This is a genomic window from Ulvibacterium sp. (genome assembly GCF_965228935.1).
Classification (GTDB): domain Bacteria; phylum Bacteroidota; class Bacteroidia; order Flavobacteriales; family Flavobacteriaceae; genus Ulvibacterium.
This window is the reverse complement of sequence record NZ_OZ245846.1, coordinates 4,298,565-4,315,201: the sequence shown is the minus strand read 5'-3', so window position 1 is coordinate 4,315,201 and position 16,637 is coordinate 4,298,565. Positions and strand designations below refer to the sequence as shown.

9 protein-coding genes and 1 tRNA gene are annotated in these 16,637 nt (G+C 41.7%); 7 read left to right on the top strand and 3 right to left on the bottom strand.

The features are described from left to right. Positions 1-304: 304 nt before the first annotated feature. The 4 genes from ACO06Y_RS18260 to bshB1 all read left to right on the top strand — a co-directional run bounded on the left by ACO06Y_RS18260 (position 305) and on the right by bshB1 (position 7,007). Entirely contained in the window at positions 305-3,022 is a 2,718-nt protein-coding gene (locus tag ACO06Y_RS18260) for a hypothetical protein (RefSeq protein ID WP_422080453.1), read from the top strand. 180 nt (positions 3,023-3,202) lie between these two features. Beyond that, positions 3,203-4,612: an MATE family efflux transporter gene (locus ACO06Y_RS18255; RefSeq protein WP_422080452.1), complete on the top strand. Its 1,410-nt coding sequence runs from the start codon at positions 3,203-3,205 to the stop codon at positions 4,610-4,612. Between the two features lie 444 nt (positions 4,613-5,056). After that, a complete protein-coding gene (locus tag ACO06Y_RS18250) occupies positions 5,057-6,220 on the top strand; it encodes a trans-sulfuration enzyme family protein (RefSeq protein WP_422080451.1) in 1,164 nt (387 codons plus the stop codon). A gap of 64 nt (positions 6,221-6,284) precedes the next feature. Further along, positions 6,285-7,007 carry a bacillithiol biosynthesis deacetylase BshB1 gene (gene bshB1, locus ACO06Y_RS18245; RefSeq protein WP_422080450.1) on the top strand — a complete coding sequence of 241 codons (723 nt, stop codon included), beginning with the start codon at positions 6,285-6,287 and terminating at the stop codon, positions 7,005-7,007. On the opposite strand, the gene ACO06Y_RS18240 is transcribed toward bshB1, so the two are convergent. Continuing rightward, on the bottom strand, positions 7,004-9,094 hold the full coding sequence (locus tag ACO06Y_RS18240; protein ID WP_422080449.1) for a tetratricopeptide repeat-containing sensor histidine kinase: 2,091 nt from the start codon (positions 9,092-9,094) through the stop codon (positions 7,004-7,006). The two genes, bshB1 and ACO06Y_RS18240, sit on opposite strands and share 4 nt — an antisense overlap. Positions 9,095-9,319: 225 nt before the next feature. Between ACO06Y_RS18240 and ACO06Y_RS18235 the strand changes: the two genes are divergently transcribed. Further along, positions 9,320-9,395 (top strand) — tRNA-His (locus ACO06Y_RS18235). A 39-nt stretch (positions 9,396-9,434) separates the two neighbouring features. Here ACO06Y_RS18235 and ACO06Y_RS18230 read toward each other — a convergent pair. Then, positions 9,435-10,997 carry a M28 family metallopeptidase gene (locus ACO06Y_RS18230; RefSeq protein ID WP_422084195.1) on the bottom strand — a complete coding sequence of 521 codons (1,563 nt, stop codon included), beginning with the start codon at positions 10,995-10,997 and terminating at the stop codon, positions 9,435-9,437. A 137-nt stretch (positions 10,998-11,134) separates the two neighbouring features. After that, positions 11,135-11,695 (bottom strand): RNA polymerase sigma factor, encoded by a 561-nt coding sequence (locus ACO06Y_RS18225; RefSeq protein WP_422080448.1) that lies wholly within the window; start codon positions 11,693-11,695, stop codon positions 11,135-11,137. Positions 11,696-11,830: 135 nt separating this feature from the next. Between ACO06Y_RS18225 and ACO06Y_RS18220 the strand changes: the two genes are divergently transcribed. Beyond that, positions 11,831-12,997 carry a FecR family protein gene (locus ACO06Y_RS18220; RefSeq protein WP_422080447.1) on the top strand — a complete coding sequence of 389 codons (1,167 nt, stop codon included), beginning with the start codon at positions 11,831-11,833 and terminating at the stop codon, positions 12,995-12,997. 134 nt (positions 12,998-13,131) lie between these two features. Beyond that, positions 13,132-16,626 (top strand): SusC/RagA family TonB-linked outer membrane protein, encoded by a 3,495-nt coding sequence (locus ACO06Y_RS18215; protein ID WP_422080445.1) that lies wholly within the window; start codon positions 13,132-13,134, stop codon positions 16,624-16,626. The last annotated feature ends 11 nt before the right edge of the window (positions 16,627-16,637 follow it).

Sequence of the window (16,637 nt, the reverse complement as noted above, 5' to 3'; positions counted from 1 at the left end):
TTCCTATTGTGCTCCTTGACTTCTTTCTCTTCCCTCAACATAATTTCCTTACACAATAGCACATCACGATACGCTTTCTTCAAAAATCTTTTCAATACTTCATTATGGCCCTAACCAGTAAGGAAACCGAATTTACTTCCGGAATTGCCCATGAGGCCATATTTGCGATTATTGACATCGACTATGTTTTCCGCTGAGTCAAGTTTTAGGATTTACCTCTTTCTCATTTCAAATCTTCCTTGTTCTTTTTGTATTTTTAAGGAAGATGAAGAAAATTTTCGGAATTTATACAAGGCCGCCCATATTGAAAATTTTGTGTATTCTTTCAATAGGTTTTTGGCAAATCCTTTTCTGCCAGTCACCAAAAATAGTTACCGATATTGATGTCGCAAACGCCTCATATGCCGAGAAGATATATCTACAACTGGATAATTATGCCTATCACAACCGGGATACTATATGGTTTAAGGCCATTGTGACCGATTCCTATCTACATCTTCCATCCTCCAAGAGCAAGGTATTGTATGTAGAATTGATTGACCAAGAGGAGCAAATCCTGGAAAAGAAAATCCTAAAACTTAAAGAAGGCACATCAGATGGATTCTTTGAGCTACAACAGAGCTACCCTGGGGGTAAATATTTGATCAGGGCTTACACGAGATGGAATATGAACTTTAATGATGATTTCATTTTCAGTGCCTATATCGATGTTTTTGATTTTGACCTGTCCGACATACACCAAAAGCCGATACGGAATATAGTACAAACCGAAACGGGCGATGGGACTTTGCGAATTTTGGCGGATATATTCCCAGAAGTATTGGATAGTCTCCGGGCCACCAAGAGCGTTCTATATCTGGATTGGGGTGAGGGTGTGGATTCCGTTGCCATAAAAAAAACTGGGAGCGACCCATTTCGGTTTGTATATGATTTCCCCAAAACCACACAAATAATACGATTAAACCTAACCTCGGCAAGCAGGAAATATCGGGAATCCATTCTATTGAAGAAGGATGATCTCGACGTTCGGTTTTTTCCCGAAGGAGGGAACCTGGTAAATGGATTGGAAAGCAATCTGGGGATAAAGGTCTTGGACAAAAACGGCAAGGGACAAAGGATATCAGGGCATATTTTTGATGATTTAGGAAATCGTTTAGTTGATTTTGAAACGAATACCCTTGGAATGGGAAAAGTAGCGTTCACCCCTGATATTTCAAAAACATATTCGGCCAAAGTTTCATTGGGAAAAGAATTAGATAAGACATTTCCACTTCCCAAAATTTTTGCAAAAGGGGATGTATTGTCAGTGACCGAAGATAATCATCGGGTAAAGGTAAAGATAACCTCAAACCATAAGCAAAATGACAGTTTAACCATTCAAATTAAGTATCGGGGAGTTCCAAAGCATACGATAAAAACAAAGTTTCAAAACGGAACCTGTATGCAATATATCAACAAATCGGTTTTGCCATGGGGTATTATCGAAATAACCCTATTGGATCAAAATGCGAGACCTACAAGTGAACGTTTGTGGTTGGTGGACAACAAAAGACAAAAATTGACTATAAAGGCCTTTACCGAATATGATTCTTATAAAACAAGGGAAAAGGTGCGAATGGATTTGCACACTGCTGATATGTCGGGCCCAAAGTCTTCCAATCTCAGCGTTACGGTGGTTGATAAGGCGTATTATAAGTCATTGAATGTGGAGCGGCCCAATATTCTGTCCTATTTCCTGCTACAATCCGAATTAAGGGGGGATATAGAAAACCCAACCTATTATTTTCAAGAAAATATGGATTCCAAGGATTTGGATGCCTTATTACTGACCCAGGGTTGGCGAAGGTATAAATATGATAAGGCCGAGCAAGCCCATCCCATAGCCCCGGAAAAGGGATTGTCCATTTCCGGTTGGGTGGACGGTGTGAATAACAAAAGACACCGAAAAAAACCCGAACTTACCCTGATGACCTTTGGTGAAACGTCGCAAGTCTTTCAGCCATCGGTAGACGGCACCGGAAGATTTAACCTGGAACTTCCCGATTCCTTTGGCCATGGTGTTCCTTTTGTAGCTCAAATGAGGGATGAAAGAGGCAAGGATAAAGGATTTTCGATTCATATCCCAACCGAGGAAACACCTAAAGTTGAGTATGACCATCAAAAAAATGCAATTCCGGTGGATTCCTTGGTTAAAAAACGAATTGTGGAAACCATTAAAGTCGTAAAGAGATCAGATCCGTTCAGTATTCCGGAAAACACCATTGCTTTGGATGAGGTGGTGCTTACGGATTATGCCCTAACTCCGGAACGAGAAGCTATGAAGGATTTGCATGGACTTCCTAATCTTGTTATAGATGACAAAACCTTGATGAAAAAAATGAAGGACTGGACGGGGTTTCTTTACCCCTGGTTACATTTCAACATGCCAGAAGAAATTGAAGTAAGAACCATTGGGGGAAGCATGAAGATTGTTAATGTGTTGGGTTCGGATTTCACCTACGTGATTGTGGATGGAAAACCTGTATTTATTGAACGCTATTACCTTTTACAGAGTTTAAGGGTGCCCTCCATTAAAAGTGTTGAAATTATTAGGAATCCGGTCACGGCCCATGGGTATGTCTCCCAGGTCTTTCCGGATGTATCACCTTATGAAATTCTAACCAGTATGCCTCGTGCCTCAATTTTGGCTATATACACACATTCCGGTTCCGGACTATCTGAAGCTCTGGGGGAACAAAAACATCTTTTCAATGATATACTTCCGCAATACTCGCCCGTTAAAGAATTTTATGCGCCTGATTATTCAAAGATGGAAGGGGATACGATTGAAAATACGGATTTACGCAAATTGTTGTTTTGGAAACCTGATCTTCAAACCAATGAAGAGGGGGAAGCCAGATTGGAATTTTTTAATGGAGATCTTCCGGGTACAAAGTTGATAATCATTGAGGGAATTGATGCGGATGGTAATTTAGGGTATAAGGAGATTATGTATCGGGTGGTTGAGGACAAAAGTCCCTAATCGTATTTTTTTTATTTTTTTGACGGGCTGAATAAGAAAAATTACGATATTTGCGCCACCATGAAGTTATAGAAATTATGTACACCATAGATGTCATAGGGTTTAAGCCAAAAAAGTAATCGATATTCCTATCGGTCTGCTTGACATCTTTCTCTTCGTTCAACATAATTTCTTTACATAATGACACATCATAATACACTTTCTTTAAAAAAACTTTTTAAATATTTCATCACGGCCGTAACCGGCCGGGAGACCGAGTTCACCACCGGAAGTATTCGCAAGGCCATATTCATGCTTTCCATTCCCATGATCTTGGAGATGATGATGGAATCCATTTTTGCCATTGTGGATATTGCCTATGTTTCCCAGGTCAGTGTAAATGCGGTAGCTACGATCGGACTCACGGAATCTGTGATTACCTTGGTATATGCGGTTGCCATTGGTCTAAGTATGGCGGCAACAGCGGTAGTGGCCCGTAGAATAGGCGAGAAGGATGTAAAGGGCGCAAGGGAGTCCGCGGTACAGGCCATATTATTGGGTATTTTGGTCGCTGTTTTGGTAGGCATAATAGGATTCCTGTATGCCCGGGAAATCTTGGCACTCATGGGAGCCGAACAGGATTTGATAGATGAAGGATACGGATATACCCAATGGCTCATTGGGGGCAACATTACTATTTTGTTGCTGTTCTTGATCAATGCCATTTTTAGGGGTGCCGGTGATGCCTCCATCGCCATGTGGACATTAGTCTTGTCCAACGGTTTGAATATTATCCTGGATCCCATATTTATCTTTGGACTGGGGCCTATTCCCGAATTCGGAGTCATGGGGGCCGCCATCGCCACCAATATCGGAAGGGGTACCGCGGTACTGTTCCAATTGGGAATATTGTTTTTTGGCTGGGGCCGTATAAGACTTGCGCTAAAGGATATTGTACTGAACGTCAAGGTAATGTTTAACCTGATCAAAGTGTCTTTGGGAGGTATCGCCCAATTCTTGATCGGAACCTCAAGTTGGGTGTTCCTTATGCGGATCATATCTGAATTTGGAAGCGAGGTGCTGGCTGGTTATACTATTGCAATTCGTGTAATGTTGTTTACATTGATGCCCTCATGGGGTATGAGCAATGCCGCGGCGACTTTGGTAGGTCAAAACCTTGGGGCGAAACAGCCTGATCGTGCGGAAACTTCTGTCTGGAAGACGGGCAAATACAATGCGTATTTCATGGCACTTGTTTCCATAGTCTATTTGTTTTTTGCCAAGACCATTGTGGGGTGGTTTAACGATAATCCCGTGGTGATTGAAAATGGAGGCCTATGCCTGCAAATTATTGCGGCCGGATACATTTTCTATGCCTATGGAATGGTTATCACCCAGGCATTCAATGGGGCAGGGGATACCGGGACACCCACAAAGATAAATTTCGTTTCTTTTTGGTTATTTCAATTACCTGTGGCCTATCTTGGCGCCATAACCTTTAATCTAGGTGCAATGGGCGTTTTTATTGCCATCACCACCGCCGAGGTTTTACTTGCCATTATTGCAATAGTTTGGTTTAGAAAAGGGAATTGGAAACGGGTCCAGGTTTGATGTAATAGGGATTCAATGGATCAGAGTGTAAATGATATCCATTTGAAAATGAATCGATAAGGAAATTTAAACCCATCTTCGGAATTTGTTGCTTGGAATTTAGAATTTGTGATTTGAAAATAGGTTAATTTGAAAATGCCCAAAGCCTGATGCCCAAAGCCCAAAGTAACGTCAGGCTTCGAGTTCGTATTTGACATTTGTATCTGTATTTGAGTTTGAGTTTGAAAATGGATTAATGTGAAAATGAATCGATAAGGAAATATAAACCCATCTTCGGAATTTTTGATTTGAAAATGCCTAAAGCCCGATGTTCAATGCCCAAAGTACCGACAGGGGCCGAGTTTGTATTTGACATCTGTACTTGACATTTGGATTTGTATTTGATCTTTGAATTTGAACTTGAATCGATTTCATTACCTTTGTCAACTTCCAATTTAATCAGGAATGGATACTAAGGAAAAGGGACTCAATACCATTTGTACCCATGTGGGCGAAGTGAAGGATAATGCATACAAGGGATCTATTTCGCCCCTGTACATGAGTACGTCCTATGCCTTTGACGATGTGGATATAAAACGATACCCCCGGTACTTCAATACGCCCAACCAGGAAGCTTTGTGTAAAAAAATAGCTGCTTTGGAACATACCGAGGCAGCATTGATTTTTGGAAGTGGAATGGCCGCCATAAGTACAACTTTGTTGGCTTTTTTGAAGTCCGGCGATCACGTTGTCCTCCAACAAACTCTATATGGAGGTACCTACCACTTGATAACCGAGGAATTCAATAAATTTGGTATTGAATATTCGTTTACCCAAGGAGGGCGACTGGAAGACTTTGAAGACCTTGTCAAGGAAAATACAAAGGTGATTTATATCGAAACCCCGTCCAATCCACTTTTGACCATTACGGATTTATCAGGGATATCCGAAATTGCAAGAAAGCACGGTCTCATTTCAATGATCGATAATACCTTTGCAAGCCCTGTGAACCAAAATCCCTTCGACTATGGAATCGATGTGGTCATCCATAGTGCCACCAAGTATATGGGCGGGCATTCTGATATCTGTGCGGGAGCCGTGGCATCAACCCAAAAGTATATTGCACCTATATTTAATCTGGCCAAAAATTTGGGTGGAAGTTTGAGCGATTATACCGTTTGGTTGCTGGAACGCAGCATGAAGACCATGGGTATTCGCGTAAGGGCACAGAATGAAAATGCACAACGAATGGCAGAGTACCTTGCCTCACATGATGACATCCGGAAAGTCTATTACCCAGGGTTACCCAACCATCCAGATCATGCTATTGCCAAATCCCAAATGAAAGGTTTTGGAGGGATGCTTTCCTTTGAACTAAAGGAAAATTTGGATGCCCTACAATTTCAAAAGGCATTGGGATTGATTAAATCTTCCATGAGTTTGGCAGGAGTGGAAAGTACGGTCTTATCACCGGCCCTTACGTCACATGCCCTTTTAGGTGCAAAAGAGCGGGAAAGACAGGGAATCTCCGATGCGCTCATACGATTTTCGGTAGGCATAGAGGAACCGGAGGATTTAATAGCGGATATAGAAGAGGCCTTGACAAAAGTAAAAAAGCTGACCAAGTGAAGTTGTAGCAAGGAACAGGTCAATTTAAGGAACAACCGATCAAAGTTTTAACTAAACCATAAAAATGAAATTAGACATACTCGTATTCGGTGCCCATCCGGATGATGCCGAATTAGGAGCCGGTGCCACTATGGCCAAAGCGATTGCCAATGGAAAGAAAGTAGGTATTGTAGACCTTACCCGAGGGGAACTGGGAACACGGGGATCGGCGGAAATACGTGACAAGGAAGCGGCAAAGGCAGCAGAGATACTAGGGGTGGAGATTCGGGAAAATATGGAATTTGCAGACGGCTTCTTTGTAAACGATAAGGCCCATCAGTTACCCTTAATCCGTGTGATTCGGAAATATCAACCGGAAATTGTGCTCTGTAATGCAATAGAAGATCGCCATATCGATCATGCAAAGGGAAGTAAACTGGTAAGCGATGCCTGTTTCTTAAGTGGTTTGGTAAAAATCGATACGAAAGCGGAAGGCGATGATCAATGGCAGGAACCCTGGCGTCCCAAGCAGGTGTATCATTTCATTCAATGGAAAAATCTAAAACCCGATTTTGCCGTGGATGTATCAGGATTCATTGAAAAGAAGAATGAGGCAATTTTGGCCTATAGTTCGCAGTTTCACGATCCAAAAAGCAAAGAGCCGGAGACCCCGATAAGTAGCAAGAATTTTTTGGATAGTGTGAATTATAGGGCAAGGGATCTGGGAAGATTGGTAGGGGTGGAACATGCGGAAGGATTCACAGTGGAACGCCCCTTGGCAGTTAGGGATTTGGATGCGCTGATCTAAACTGCTTTTTGGTATTCCTTGCTGGCTTTGGGTACCGTAAAAAAGAAGGTCGATCCCTTTCTAAGATAACTTTCTACCCAAATTCTCCCGCCATTTTTTTCTACCATTTCCTTGCACAGGGAGAGTCCAAGACCGGTACCTTTTTCATTGTTTGTACCGTAGGTGGTTATGTTATGGTTATCTTCAAATATTTTTCCCTGGGTCTCCCGATCCATCCCAATTCCGTTATCACGTACTGAAATTTCCCAATGTTTGTTCTTTTCCGTGGCCTTAACGGTAATCATTCCATTTTCAGGGGTAAACTTAAGTGCGTTACTGATCAGGTTCCGAATCACGATATCGATCTGATTTGCATCCGACCACACCATTGTGTTCGGCAAAAGTTGACTCGTCATCTTGATGGATTTATTGGTCGCCATTTCAGAAAGTAGATTCAAGTTCTCTTCCACAATATTTTCAAGAAGGATTATCCTTGGCTTGGTAGTGGCACCGTTCATCTGCGACTGCCCCCAGGATAAGAGATTGTTTAAGGTGAAGGATATATGGTCTATATCCGTTCCCAATTTTGGAATGAAACTTAAAAACTCGGATTGGTCAATTTCTTTGGTATTAAAGAGCTTCAGCAACCCTTGAAAGGCTCCTATGGGCCCTCTAAGGTCGTGGGCGATAATTGAGAAAAGTTTGTCCTTGGTATCGTTGATTTCCCGAAGTTCCAAATCGTTTTTTTCCAGCTCCTCTGCTTTTACCTGAAGTTTCCTGTTCAGTTTTTTCTGAATTTTTTCACCCCTATGAACAAGAAATGTCACTACAACGAAAATCAAAAGAATGGCGAGTGCGGCATTGACATAATTCTGTTGGGTGGCCAAAGCAATTTCATTTTCCCGGACCAAGGCCATCTTTTGTTTTTCATGCTCTACCTTGGTCTCTAGCATGGTAAGGCTTTTTTTGTTTTCGTTTCGGGAAAGTGTATCGGAAAGACCTTGATAAACCTCATGATATTTTAGGGCTGTAGCAAAGTCCTTTTTGTTTTTATTGACTTTATAGAGGGTCTTGGCACATTTTTGGGTACCCTCCCTAAAATTGATTTTTGTTGAAATTTCATAGGCCTTAAGTGCGTAGTGCTGTGAAGTACTATCATTTTTAAGGCCAAGATGTGCTTCGGCCATTCCGTTCAACAGATCGATTTCCCCTCGATCATCGTCCAGTTTTTTATGGAGCATTTCAGCTTGATTGTACCAGTACAGGGCCCACTTGTATTTTTTCTGCTTTAGGTAGGTTTTTCCCTTTATTTCATAAGCAAAGGCAAGCCAATCCCTAATGTCATGCTTTTCAAAAACAGTGATACTACTATTTATGTTGAACATGGCATAATCTAGTTTTCCCATATCGGCGTATGCGGAAGCCATATTGCTCATGGTTTCTGCAGAAGTCACTTCATTGCCAATCCCCTGATTTATTTTTTTTACAATCTCATAAAACTCCAAGGCCTGTTCATAGTCCTTTTGCGATACATATAAATTTGCTATGTTTTCGTTTAAAATGGATAACATGAGCTTGTCATCCACACGTTTGGCAATTTGTATGCTCTCCAGATATCCGTTCAGGGCCTTGGCATAATCTCCCAAATAACCGAATTCACCTGCCAAATTATTTTTTAACCGCAGTATGAGTTTGGGATTGTTTATCTCTTCTGCAAATACCAATGCGCTTTTGTAGTGGGATATACCCTTGGTGTGTTCACCTCGGTCAGAATAATAATCGCCCATCCCCAAAAGGGATATACTTTTCCCTTTTTTATATCCTAAGGATTCGCTATGCTTAAAAGCCTCTTTGGAAAGTATAAGAAGGCTATCCAAATTATAAAACCGTAATTCTCCTCCAAGTTCGTTGAGCAGGTTGATATATGTGGTATCCTGCGGAGTAAAATCAGACTGGGTTCTCAGATTTTTTATCCGATCCTCCAGATTGTCAAGTTTTGTAGATTGGGCAAAAGAAAAATGTACCGAAAGGAGTCCGACAACGTATAAAAGTATGTACTGCTTCCAATGGATTGGAAAAGATCGAACAGGGGCATTTATCCAGGACATACTGCAGTGTCTTATAAATGCTTAAAATTAATTTCTCAGTTCTGGTTAGTCTAATTATTGTTGTGAAACCGCATTTTTTGTGTGTTTTGTCGGTATAAAAAGGTATTTCATCGATATTTTTGATAGATATAGCCCTTCTAAAAGCTGAGGCAAACCCTGAAAATAGCCGAGTCATATTTTGAAAGATCGATGAAAAAAAATTACCTTTGCAACCGCTTTGTAAATGGTGGTTGTAGCTCAGCTGGTTAGAGCGCTGGATTGTGGTTCCAGAGGTCGCCGGTTCGAACCCGGTCTTCCACCCGATTTAGTAAAAAGTCCCGTCTTTTGTTGACGGGACTTTTTATTTACTGACCTTGTCCACAACAACCTTTTGGTCTCGGTTGGCCACCTCCCAGGCCGTGTGAAATATTAATCTGGTCCTGTTCAGCAATAGATCGTAATTGATTTTATCCGGGGTATCACTAGGTCTGTGATAGTCATTGTGCGTACCATTGAAATAGAAAATTATGGGAATATTGTTTTTGGCGAAATTGTAGTGATCGCTTCTGTAATAAAATCGGTTGGGATCATTTTCATCGTTATAGGTATAGTCAAGTTCCAAATTGGTATACTTTTTATTCATTTCTTCGGAAAGTTGATGAAGATCGGTGCTCAATTTATCGGAACCAATGAGGTAGACATAGTTTCTATTCCCTTCCCGTTTAGGATCGATCCTACCTATCATATCTATATTGAGATTGGCAACGGTCTGGTCCAAGGGAAAAATAGGTTCAAAATCGGTATAGTACAATGATCCCAGTAGCCCTTTTTCCTCTCCCGTAACGTGAAGGAAAACAATGGAACGTTTAGGGCCCTTGCCAGCATCGGCCGCTTTTTTAAATGCTTCGGCAATTTCCAGCATGGCCACCGTACCGGAACCATCATCGTCCGCACCGTTGTTGATGTCGCCATCTGGGGTAACACCAATATGATCTAAATGGGACGAGATGATTACATACTCTCCGGGTTTTTCGGAACCCTTCAAAATAGCGACCACATTTTCCGAGCTTACTATTTCATTTTCGCTCCTTACCTTAAATTCCAATTGAACGGGAACTGTTTTTGAAGTCGAATCATTTTCAATTTCTGGAAACAGGGCCTTGGCGAAATCCGTATTTATGAAAAATTTGAAAAACTGTTTATCGTCCTTGGATTTTAGGCCCATTTTTCCGTTATCATTGTTTTTCATATATCGGAACTGGCTTTTGAACCTGCTGAAGTTGGCCCGATCGTAATAGAATATACCCCTGGCTCCTTTCTCAGAGGCCAGCTTCATCCGTTTGCCCAAAGATTCAGAGAGATTGCTCCAAATAGACTTTTCCTGGGTGCCGGAAATCGTATACGTACCGTCCGTGTTTTTGGGTTCACCGGATTTCACCAAGACCATTTTTCCGGTAACATCCAGACCATCATAATCGGAATATCCATCTTCTTCAATTCCATATCCTACGTAGACGATTTCCGCATAGGAACCATCGGCCGCATTAAAGGTAAGGATATGTTCGCCTATGGGATATTCCAAGGTATTAAGAATAACACTTCCTGTAGGCAATTGGGTTATTTCCAGAGGCACGTCCTGAAAATAGTTGCTGTCTCCCTTTGCCGCGGGAATACCTAATTTTGTATACTCCGTTTTTAAATAGTCCACTGCTTTTTTCTGACCAGGCTTTCCGGTTTCCCTACCTTCAAATTCATCCGAGGCGTAGGTATAAAGATGCTCCTTTAACTCCGCTTCGGTGATGGTCTCCGCAAAGGAAATCGAATTGACTTCCGAGACCAAATCCTGCACGGTTTCCGCTATCGGTTTTTGGGAAGAATTGCAGGCCATGAACAAACCTAAAATTGCAAAAATTATATTTTTCATCATATCTTAAGCGTAATATTCAAAATCCATCAAAAATAATGAAAAGACGGGGAATGGGCGTCTCAGGAAAACCAAAACAAAAACAGTGGTAAAAGTACAATTCGCCATGGTGCTATTGGAATTTTCCACCACAAAACTCATCGTTTTAAGACCGGTACGCCAAACAACAAAAACAAAGTGGGTTCAACATCGCTATTGGCCCTTTTCCTGAGTATGGTGAATGCCTTGGTCATATGATACTCTATGGTCTTTTTGGACACATTTAGATATTCGGCAATTTCAATATTGCTCAGGCCGTCCCGTTTACTCATCAGAAATATTTCCTTGCATTTGGGGGGAAGGTTTTGTATTTCCCGTTGTACCCTAAAGAGTAGCTTTTCAAAAAAGGCCTCGTCCCTTGTTACCAGTCTATCCAGTTCCTCGATGTATTTTTTTTCCAGGGCGGTAACGGACTTCCGTTTTCTATACTGATCAATAAACTCATTGTGCGCCGATTTGTAAAGAAAGCTTTTAATGGTGTATTCGGCATTCAGGTTTTTACGTCTTTCCCAAGTCCGGATAAATACGTTCTGTACGATATCCTCGGCTTGATCTTTGTCGTTTACCAAACTATTTACATAAACACATAATCGATGATGGTACTTATCCACCAAGAAGGAATAGGCCTTTTCATTTCCATCCTTCAAACATTGTATCAATCTTGTGTTATTGTTAAAATCGACCATCGCAAATAAGAAATTGATATTTTTTAGGAGTTATTTTCCCACAATGTATAAAAAATCCATGAAAAATTTAGGGTTTTAAAAAATGAGTTCGTAAACGAAATATACGCCATGGGGAAATCGGAGATAAAGAACATAATAACAAACTACTTCACCCAATCTATTACTTCCGAGGAACTGGATTCCTTGACATCATGGTTGGAAAAGAAAGGCAATCTAAAGACCTTTAGGTCTTTTATTGAAATCAATTATGCAATAAACTACGCCATGGGGCAATACAATTCCGATAGGACGAAAAAACGTCTGCTCGAAAAGATCAAAAAGGATAAAAGCACCTATCAAAAACTTAGACTTGGGAAGTTGTTAAAGTATGCTGCCGTTGCCCTGGTATTTTTGGGAATTGGACTGGTCTATAAACAGGTCTCCGCTCCGGACGGATCGGTAGAATCCGAAATGGATTCCACCGATAAGATTACCTTACGATTATCCGATGGCAGTACAAAGGTTCTTTCCGGTGAAGGGACTACTTCGGTATTGGACAATAAGGGATATCGCATTGGGTTGCAGAATGGAAACCAACTGATTTATCATAAATCCTCAGCGGGAAAAAAATTTGTATACAATACCCTAAAGGTATCCTATGGGAAAAGGTTTATGTTAATACTGTCCGATGGCACTAAGGTACATCTCAATTCAGGTACCACCTTGCGATATCCTGTAGAATTTATAAGAGGAAAAAACAGGCAGGTGTTCTTACAGGGCGAAGCTTATTTTGACGTTGCCCAGGATGCGTTGCATCCTTTTATCATCAATGTGGACGAACTCAACATTCAGGTTTTGGGAACCCGATTCAATCTTTCGGCATATCCAGAAGATGAGATGGTAAAGACCGTATTGGTCGAAGGATCGGTCGGTTTTTTCGAAGAAGGACAGGATTTTGATGAGGAGGATCAGACCAGGCTACAACCTGGTTTTATGGCCTCATGGCAAAAGGAAGACAGGTCCATGGCTTATGAGGAGGTGGACACCGATATCTATACGGGCTGGATGGATGGTAGAATTATCTTCAACCATATCCCTTTTAAGGATATTCTAAAAAAATTGGAACGAAACTATGATGTTACCATAACCAATAACAATAAGGCCTTGGATGATGTGCGTTTTACCGCCAGTTTCGATACGGAAACCATGGAACAGATTCTTAGCGCCTTCAAAAAGAGCCATCCCTTGCATTTTGAAATAAGGGAAGACAATCAAATTATTATCGAACAACCTTAAAAAATGGAATGCCTATGAAACAAAACTCTTGACAACTGACTCAAAAAAAGAAAATCGGAAAATGCTGGCACATTTCCCGATTGGATTTAGAGTGATCTAAAACTTACGTTAACCATCTAAATTACAGCAAAGATATGAAAATCCCGATGAAGAGAATAGGGAGGGCAACTCCCTATTCGTTGAAGCTCCATCTCAAAATGAAACTTGCCCTATACCTTTTTGTCGTTTCCTTTTTTCAGGCCCAAGGAGGTATGTCCGAGGCCTTGGAAACCAAAATCACCCTGCAACTTCAAAATGTAAGTGTTGAAAAGGTATTGAAGGAAATAGAGTCGCTTACGGAATTCAAGGTATTATATAGTGATGACCAGGTTGATTACGAACGGAAGGTTACGGTCAACTATATTGAGGAACCTGTAACCTATGTTTTGACCGATTTGTTCGAGGGAACCTTTACAAAATTCGAGGTTTTTGAAACCCAGATTATATTGACCAAAAAGGAACCATTGGACATTGTGGATGTAAAGGTTTCGATCCCTCCCCTGCAACAATCGGTTACGGGAACGGTAACGGATACAAATGGCTCACCGATTCCTGGAATCTCAGTGGTTGAAAAGAATACGACCAATGGGGTGGCCACGGATTTTGACGGAAACTATACCATTGAACTTTCCGAGGACAATGCAGTTTTGGTTTTTAGCGGATTGGGCTACGGAACAAAGGAAATTCCCGTAGGCGGATCCAGTACCATTAATGTTTCCCTCTCGGAGGATTCTGAAGAATTGGACGAAGTGGTAGTAACTGCCTTGGGAATCAGAAAGGATGCCCGAAAATTGGGCTATGCCGTTTCAAAGGTAGACGGCGAAGAATTGAATGTAAATAGGACCACCAATTTTATGAGCACCTTGCAAGGTAAAGTAGCAGGTGTAAATGTCTCCTCTCTGGGTACGGGGCCTGGAGGATCTACCAAGGTAAGGCTACGGGGTCAGTCTTCGATAGGAGGAACAAATACACCTTTATTGGTAGTCAACGGCGTACCTGTCGATAACACTTCTTTTGGAACAAATCCAAGAAGTACAGGAGGCGAAAATAGTGCTACTAGTGGTGGAGGCATTACCTCTGACGGTGGAGACGGTTTTTCCAGTATAAACCCGGATGATATTGAAAGTATGACCGTCTTAAAAGGTGCTGCTGCCGCTGCGCTTTATGGGTCACGGGCCAAGGATGGCGTAATCATGATAACCACCAAGACTAGAGGCGAAGGCCAAGGTATTGGAGTAACCTATAATCTCAATATTGTAAATCAAACCCCGCTGGATTTCACGGACTATCAATATGAATACGGTCAAGGGGAAAATGGGGTACGGCCCACCTCTGCAAATCCCACTTCTGGGCAATGGTCTTTTGGAGAGCGATTTCAACCGGGGATGACCCAGATTTTATTCGATGGTATAGAAGTGCCTTATGTACCACAATTTGATAGAGTAAGGAAGTTCTACCGGGATGGTTTGGATGTTACCCATTCCATAGCTATTTCAGGGGGCAACGAAAAAGGAGGATTCAATCTCTCACTTTCCAATTTGGCAAGTCAGGGTATAACCCCCAATAACGAATTTGAACGGCGGACGGTAAACTTAGGGCTAAGCTATGATTTGTCTGATGAATTGAACGTCACCGCTACCGTCAACTATTCCAATGAACAAAATACCAATCCTCCCAACGTAGCCCAACAGGACAATACCATTCCTGTGGCCTTGTATAACATGGCCAACTCCATGCCGTTGGATTTGTTGGACGCAAACAAATTTAATGCAGAAGGGAACGAATTTGTCTATTCCCGTTTCCGGAATAGGACCAATCCCTATTTTACGCTATCTGAACAGTTCAACAAAATTGAGCGAGATCGTATTTTCGGTAATATTGCTTTGCGCTATAAAATATTGCCGTGGCTTTCGCTACAAGGAAGGGTTGGCCAGGATTACTGGTCCCGGGATCAGGATTACAACAACTATCCTACGGGACAGGCTTCCAGACAACCCGCTCCGGAAGGTTTTGTAAATGGTCAGTATACCCAGGAATCCAGAAGATTTAGGGAAACCAATATTGACTTTCTCTTAACGGCGACAAAGCAATTTGGTGATTTTGGGGTAGATGTTAATGTGGGAGGTAACCTCATGGAACAAAAATCCCAAATCAATAGAGTAGTCGGTACGGATTTTGTAATACGTGATTTATATACGGTACAAAATGCCCGTATAAAAGATCCCACATACGATCTTTTTACCAGAGGGGTCAATTCGTTATATGGTGCAGCAGAACTTTCCTACAAGGACACCTATTATTTGAACGCTACATTGCGCAATGACTGGTTCTCTACCTTATCCCCCGATAATAGAAGCATTTTGTATCCCTCCGTAACAGGGAGTTATATTTTCTCCAATAATTTAAACGTGGACTGGCTGACTTTTGGGAAAATACGTGCAGCCTATGCCGAAGTGGGCAGCGATACGGATGTACAACCTTTTTCCGATCAATTATTCTATAATATCAATGCCAATTTGTTTCCCACTCCCAATGGCAACCTCAGTCCTGTTGCAGGGGCGGACGGAAATATATTGCCCAATCCTGATCTTAGGCCAATGCGCGTCAAGGAGACCGAGATTGGTCTAGACCTTAGATTTTTGGATAATAGACTGCGTTTGGATTTGGCCGTTTACCGGAAGACGACCTTTGACCAAATCGTTACGGCCCAGATTTCGAATGCTTCAGGATTCGTAAATCAACTTATCAATAGTGGCGAAAGCAGAAACGATGGTGTTGAGGCTTTGTTAAATGTGATACCTGTTCAAACCGAAGATTTCCAATGGGATGCTTCCTTCAATATAGCTTACAATAAGACCAAGGTAATTAGTCTACTTACAGACGAGCCAGGAGAACGAATATTGGTTGGTAGACATGTATTCAATGGTTTCCTGTATCAAGTTGTGGGAGAGGAAATTGGGCAATTGGCCGGTTTTGGTTTTCAAAGAGATGATCAAGGCAGACAAGTCTTTGCCGATGATGGCCGGCCCTTACGTACCGATGATATTGTATTCTTTGGAAGTGCTATTCCAAACTATATCGGTGGTATCACCAATAGTTTCCGGTATAAGGATTTTGATTTCTCCTTTCTTATAGACTTCAGATTGGGTAACGATATGATTTCTGGAACGAACTTTAACGCCACGAGGCATGGCCTGCACAAAATGACATTACCTGGCAGAGAGACCGGGGTTGTTGGGGATGGCGTAAACCAAGCAGGAGAGGTGAATACTGTCGCCACGGAATCACAACGCTATTGGGAAGTAGTACGTTCGCAACAGCTCATAGAACCGATAGTGTACAATGCCGGCTACTGGAAACTACGGCAGATAACACTGGGCTATGATTTTAGAAAACTTATTCCAGAAAAGTTCTTTCTTAAAAGCGCTAAGCTTAGTCTTGTAGCCAATAATGTGCTCATACTCAAGAAGTGGGTACCCAATATTGATCCCGATTCGTTTGGATTTACTTCGGATAATGTTTCCGGTTTGGAATCAACAGGAGTACCGACCACTCGTGCTATAGGATTTAACTTGAACTGTAAATTTTAAAGATAATGACA

Coding starts and splice junctions, on each gene's coding strand:
- ACO06Y_RS18255 (WP_422080452.1), top strand. CDS start 3,203: ATGACACATCATAATACACTTTCTTTAAAAAAACTTTTTAAATATTTC.
- ACO06Y_RS18250 (WP_422080451.1), top strand. CDS start 5,057: ATGGATACTAAGGAAAAGGGACTCAATACCATTTGTACCCATGTGGGC.
- bshB1 (WP_422080450.1), top strand. CDS start 6,285: ATGAAATTAGACATACTCGTATTCGGTGCCCATCCGGATGATGCCGAA.
- ACO06Y_RS18240 (WP_422080449.1), bottom strand. CDS start 9,094: ATGTCCTGGATAAATGCCCCTGTTCGATCTTTTCCAATCCATTGGAAG.
- ACO06Y_RS18230 (WP_422084195.1), bottom strand. CDS start 10,997: ATGAAAAATATAATTTTTGCAATTTTAGGTTTGTTCATGGCCTGCAAT.
- ACO06Y_RS18220 (WP_422080447.1), top strand. CDS start 11,831: ATGGGGAAATCGGAGATAAAGAACATAATAACAAACTACTTCACCCAA.
- ACO06Y_RS18215 (WP_422080445.1), top strand. CDS start 13,132: ATGAAAATCCCGATGAAGAGAATAGGGAGGGCAACTCCCTATTCGTTG.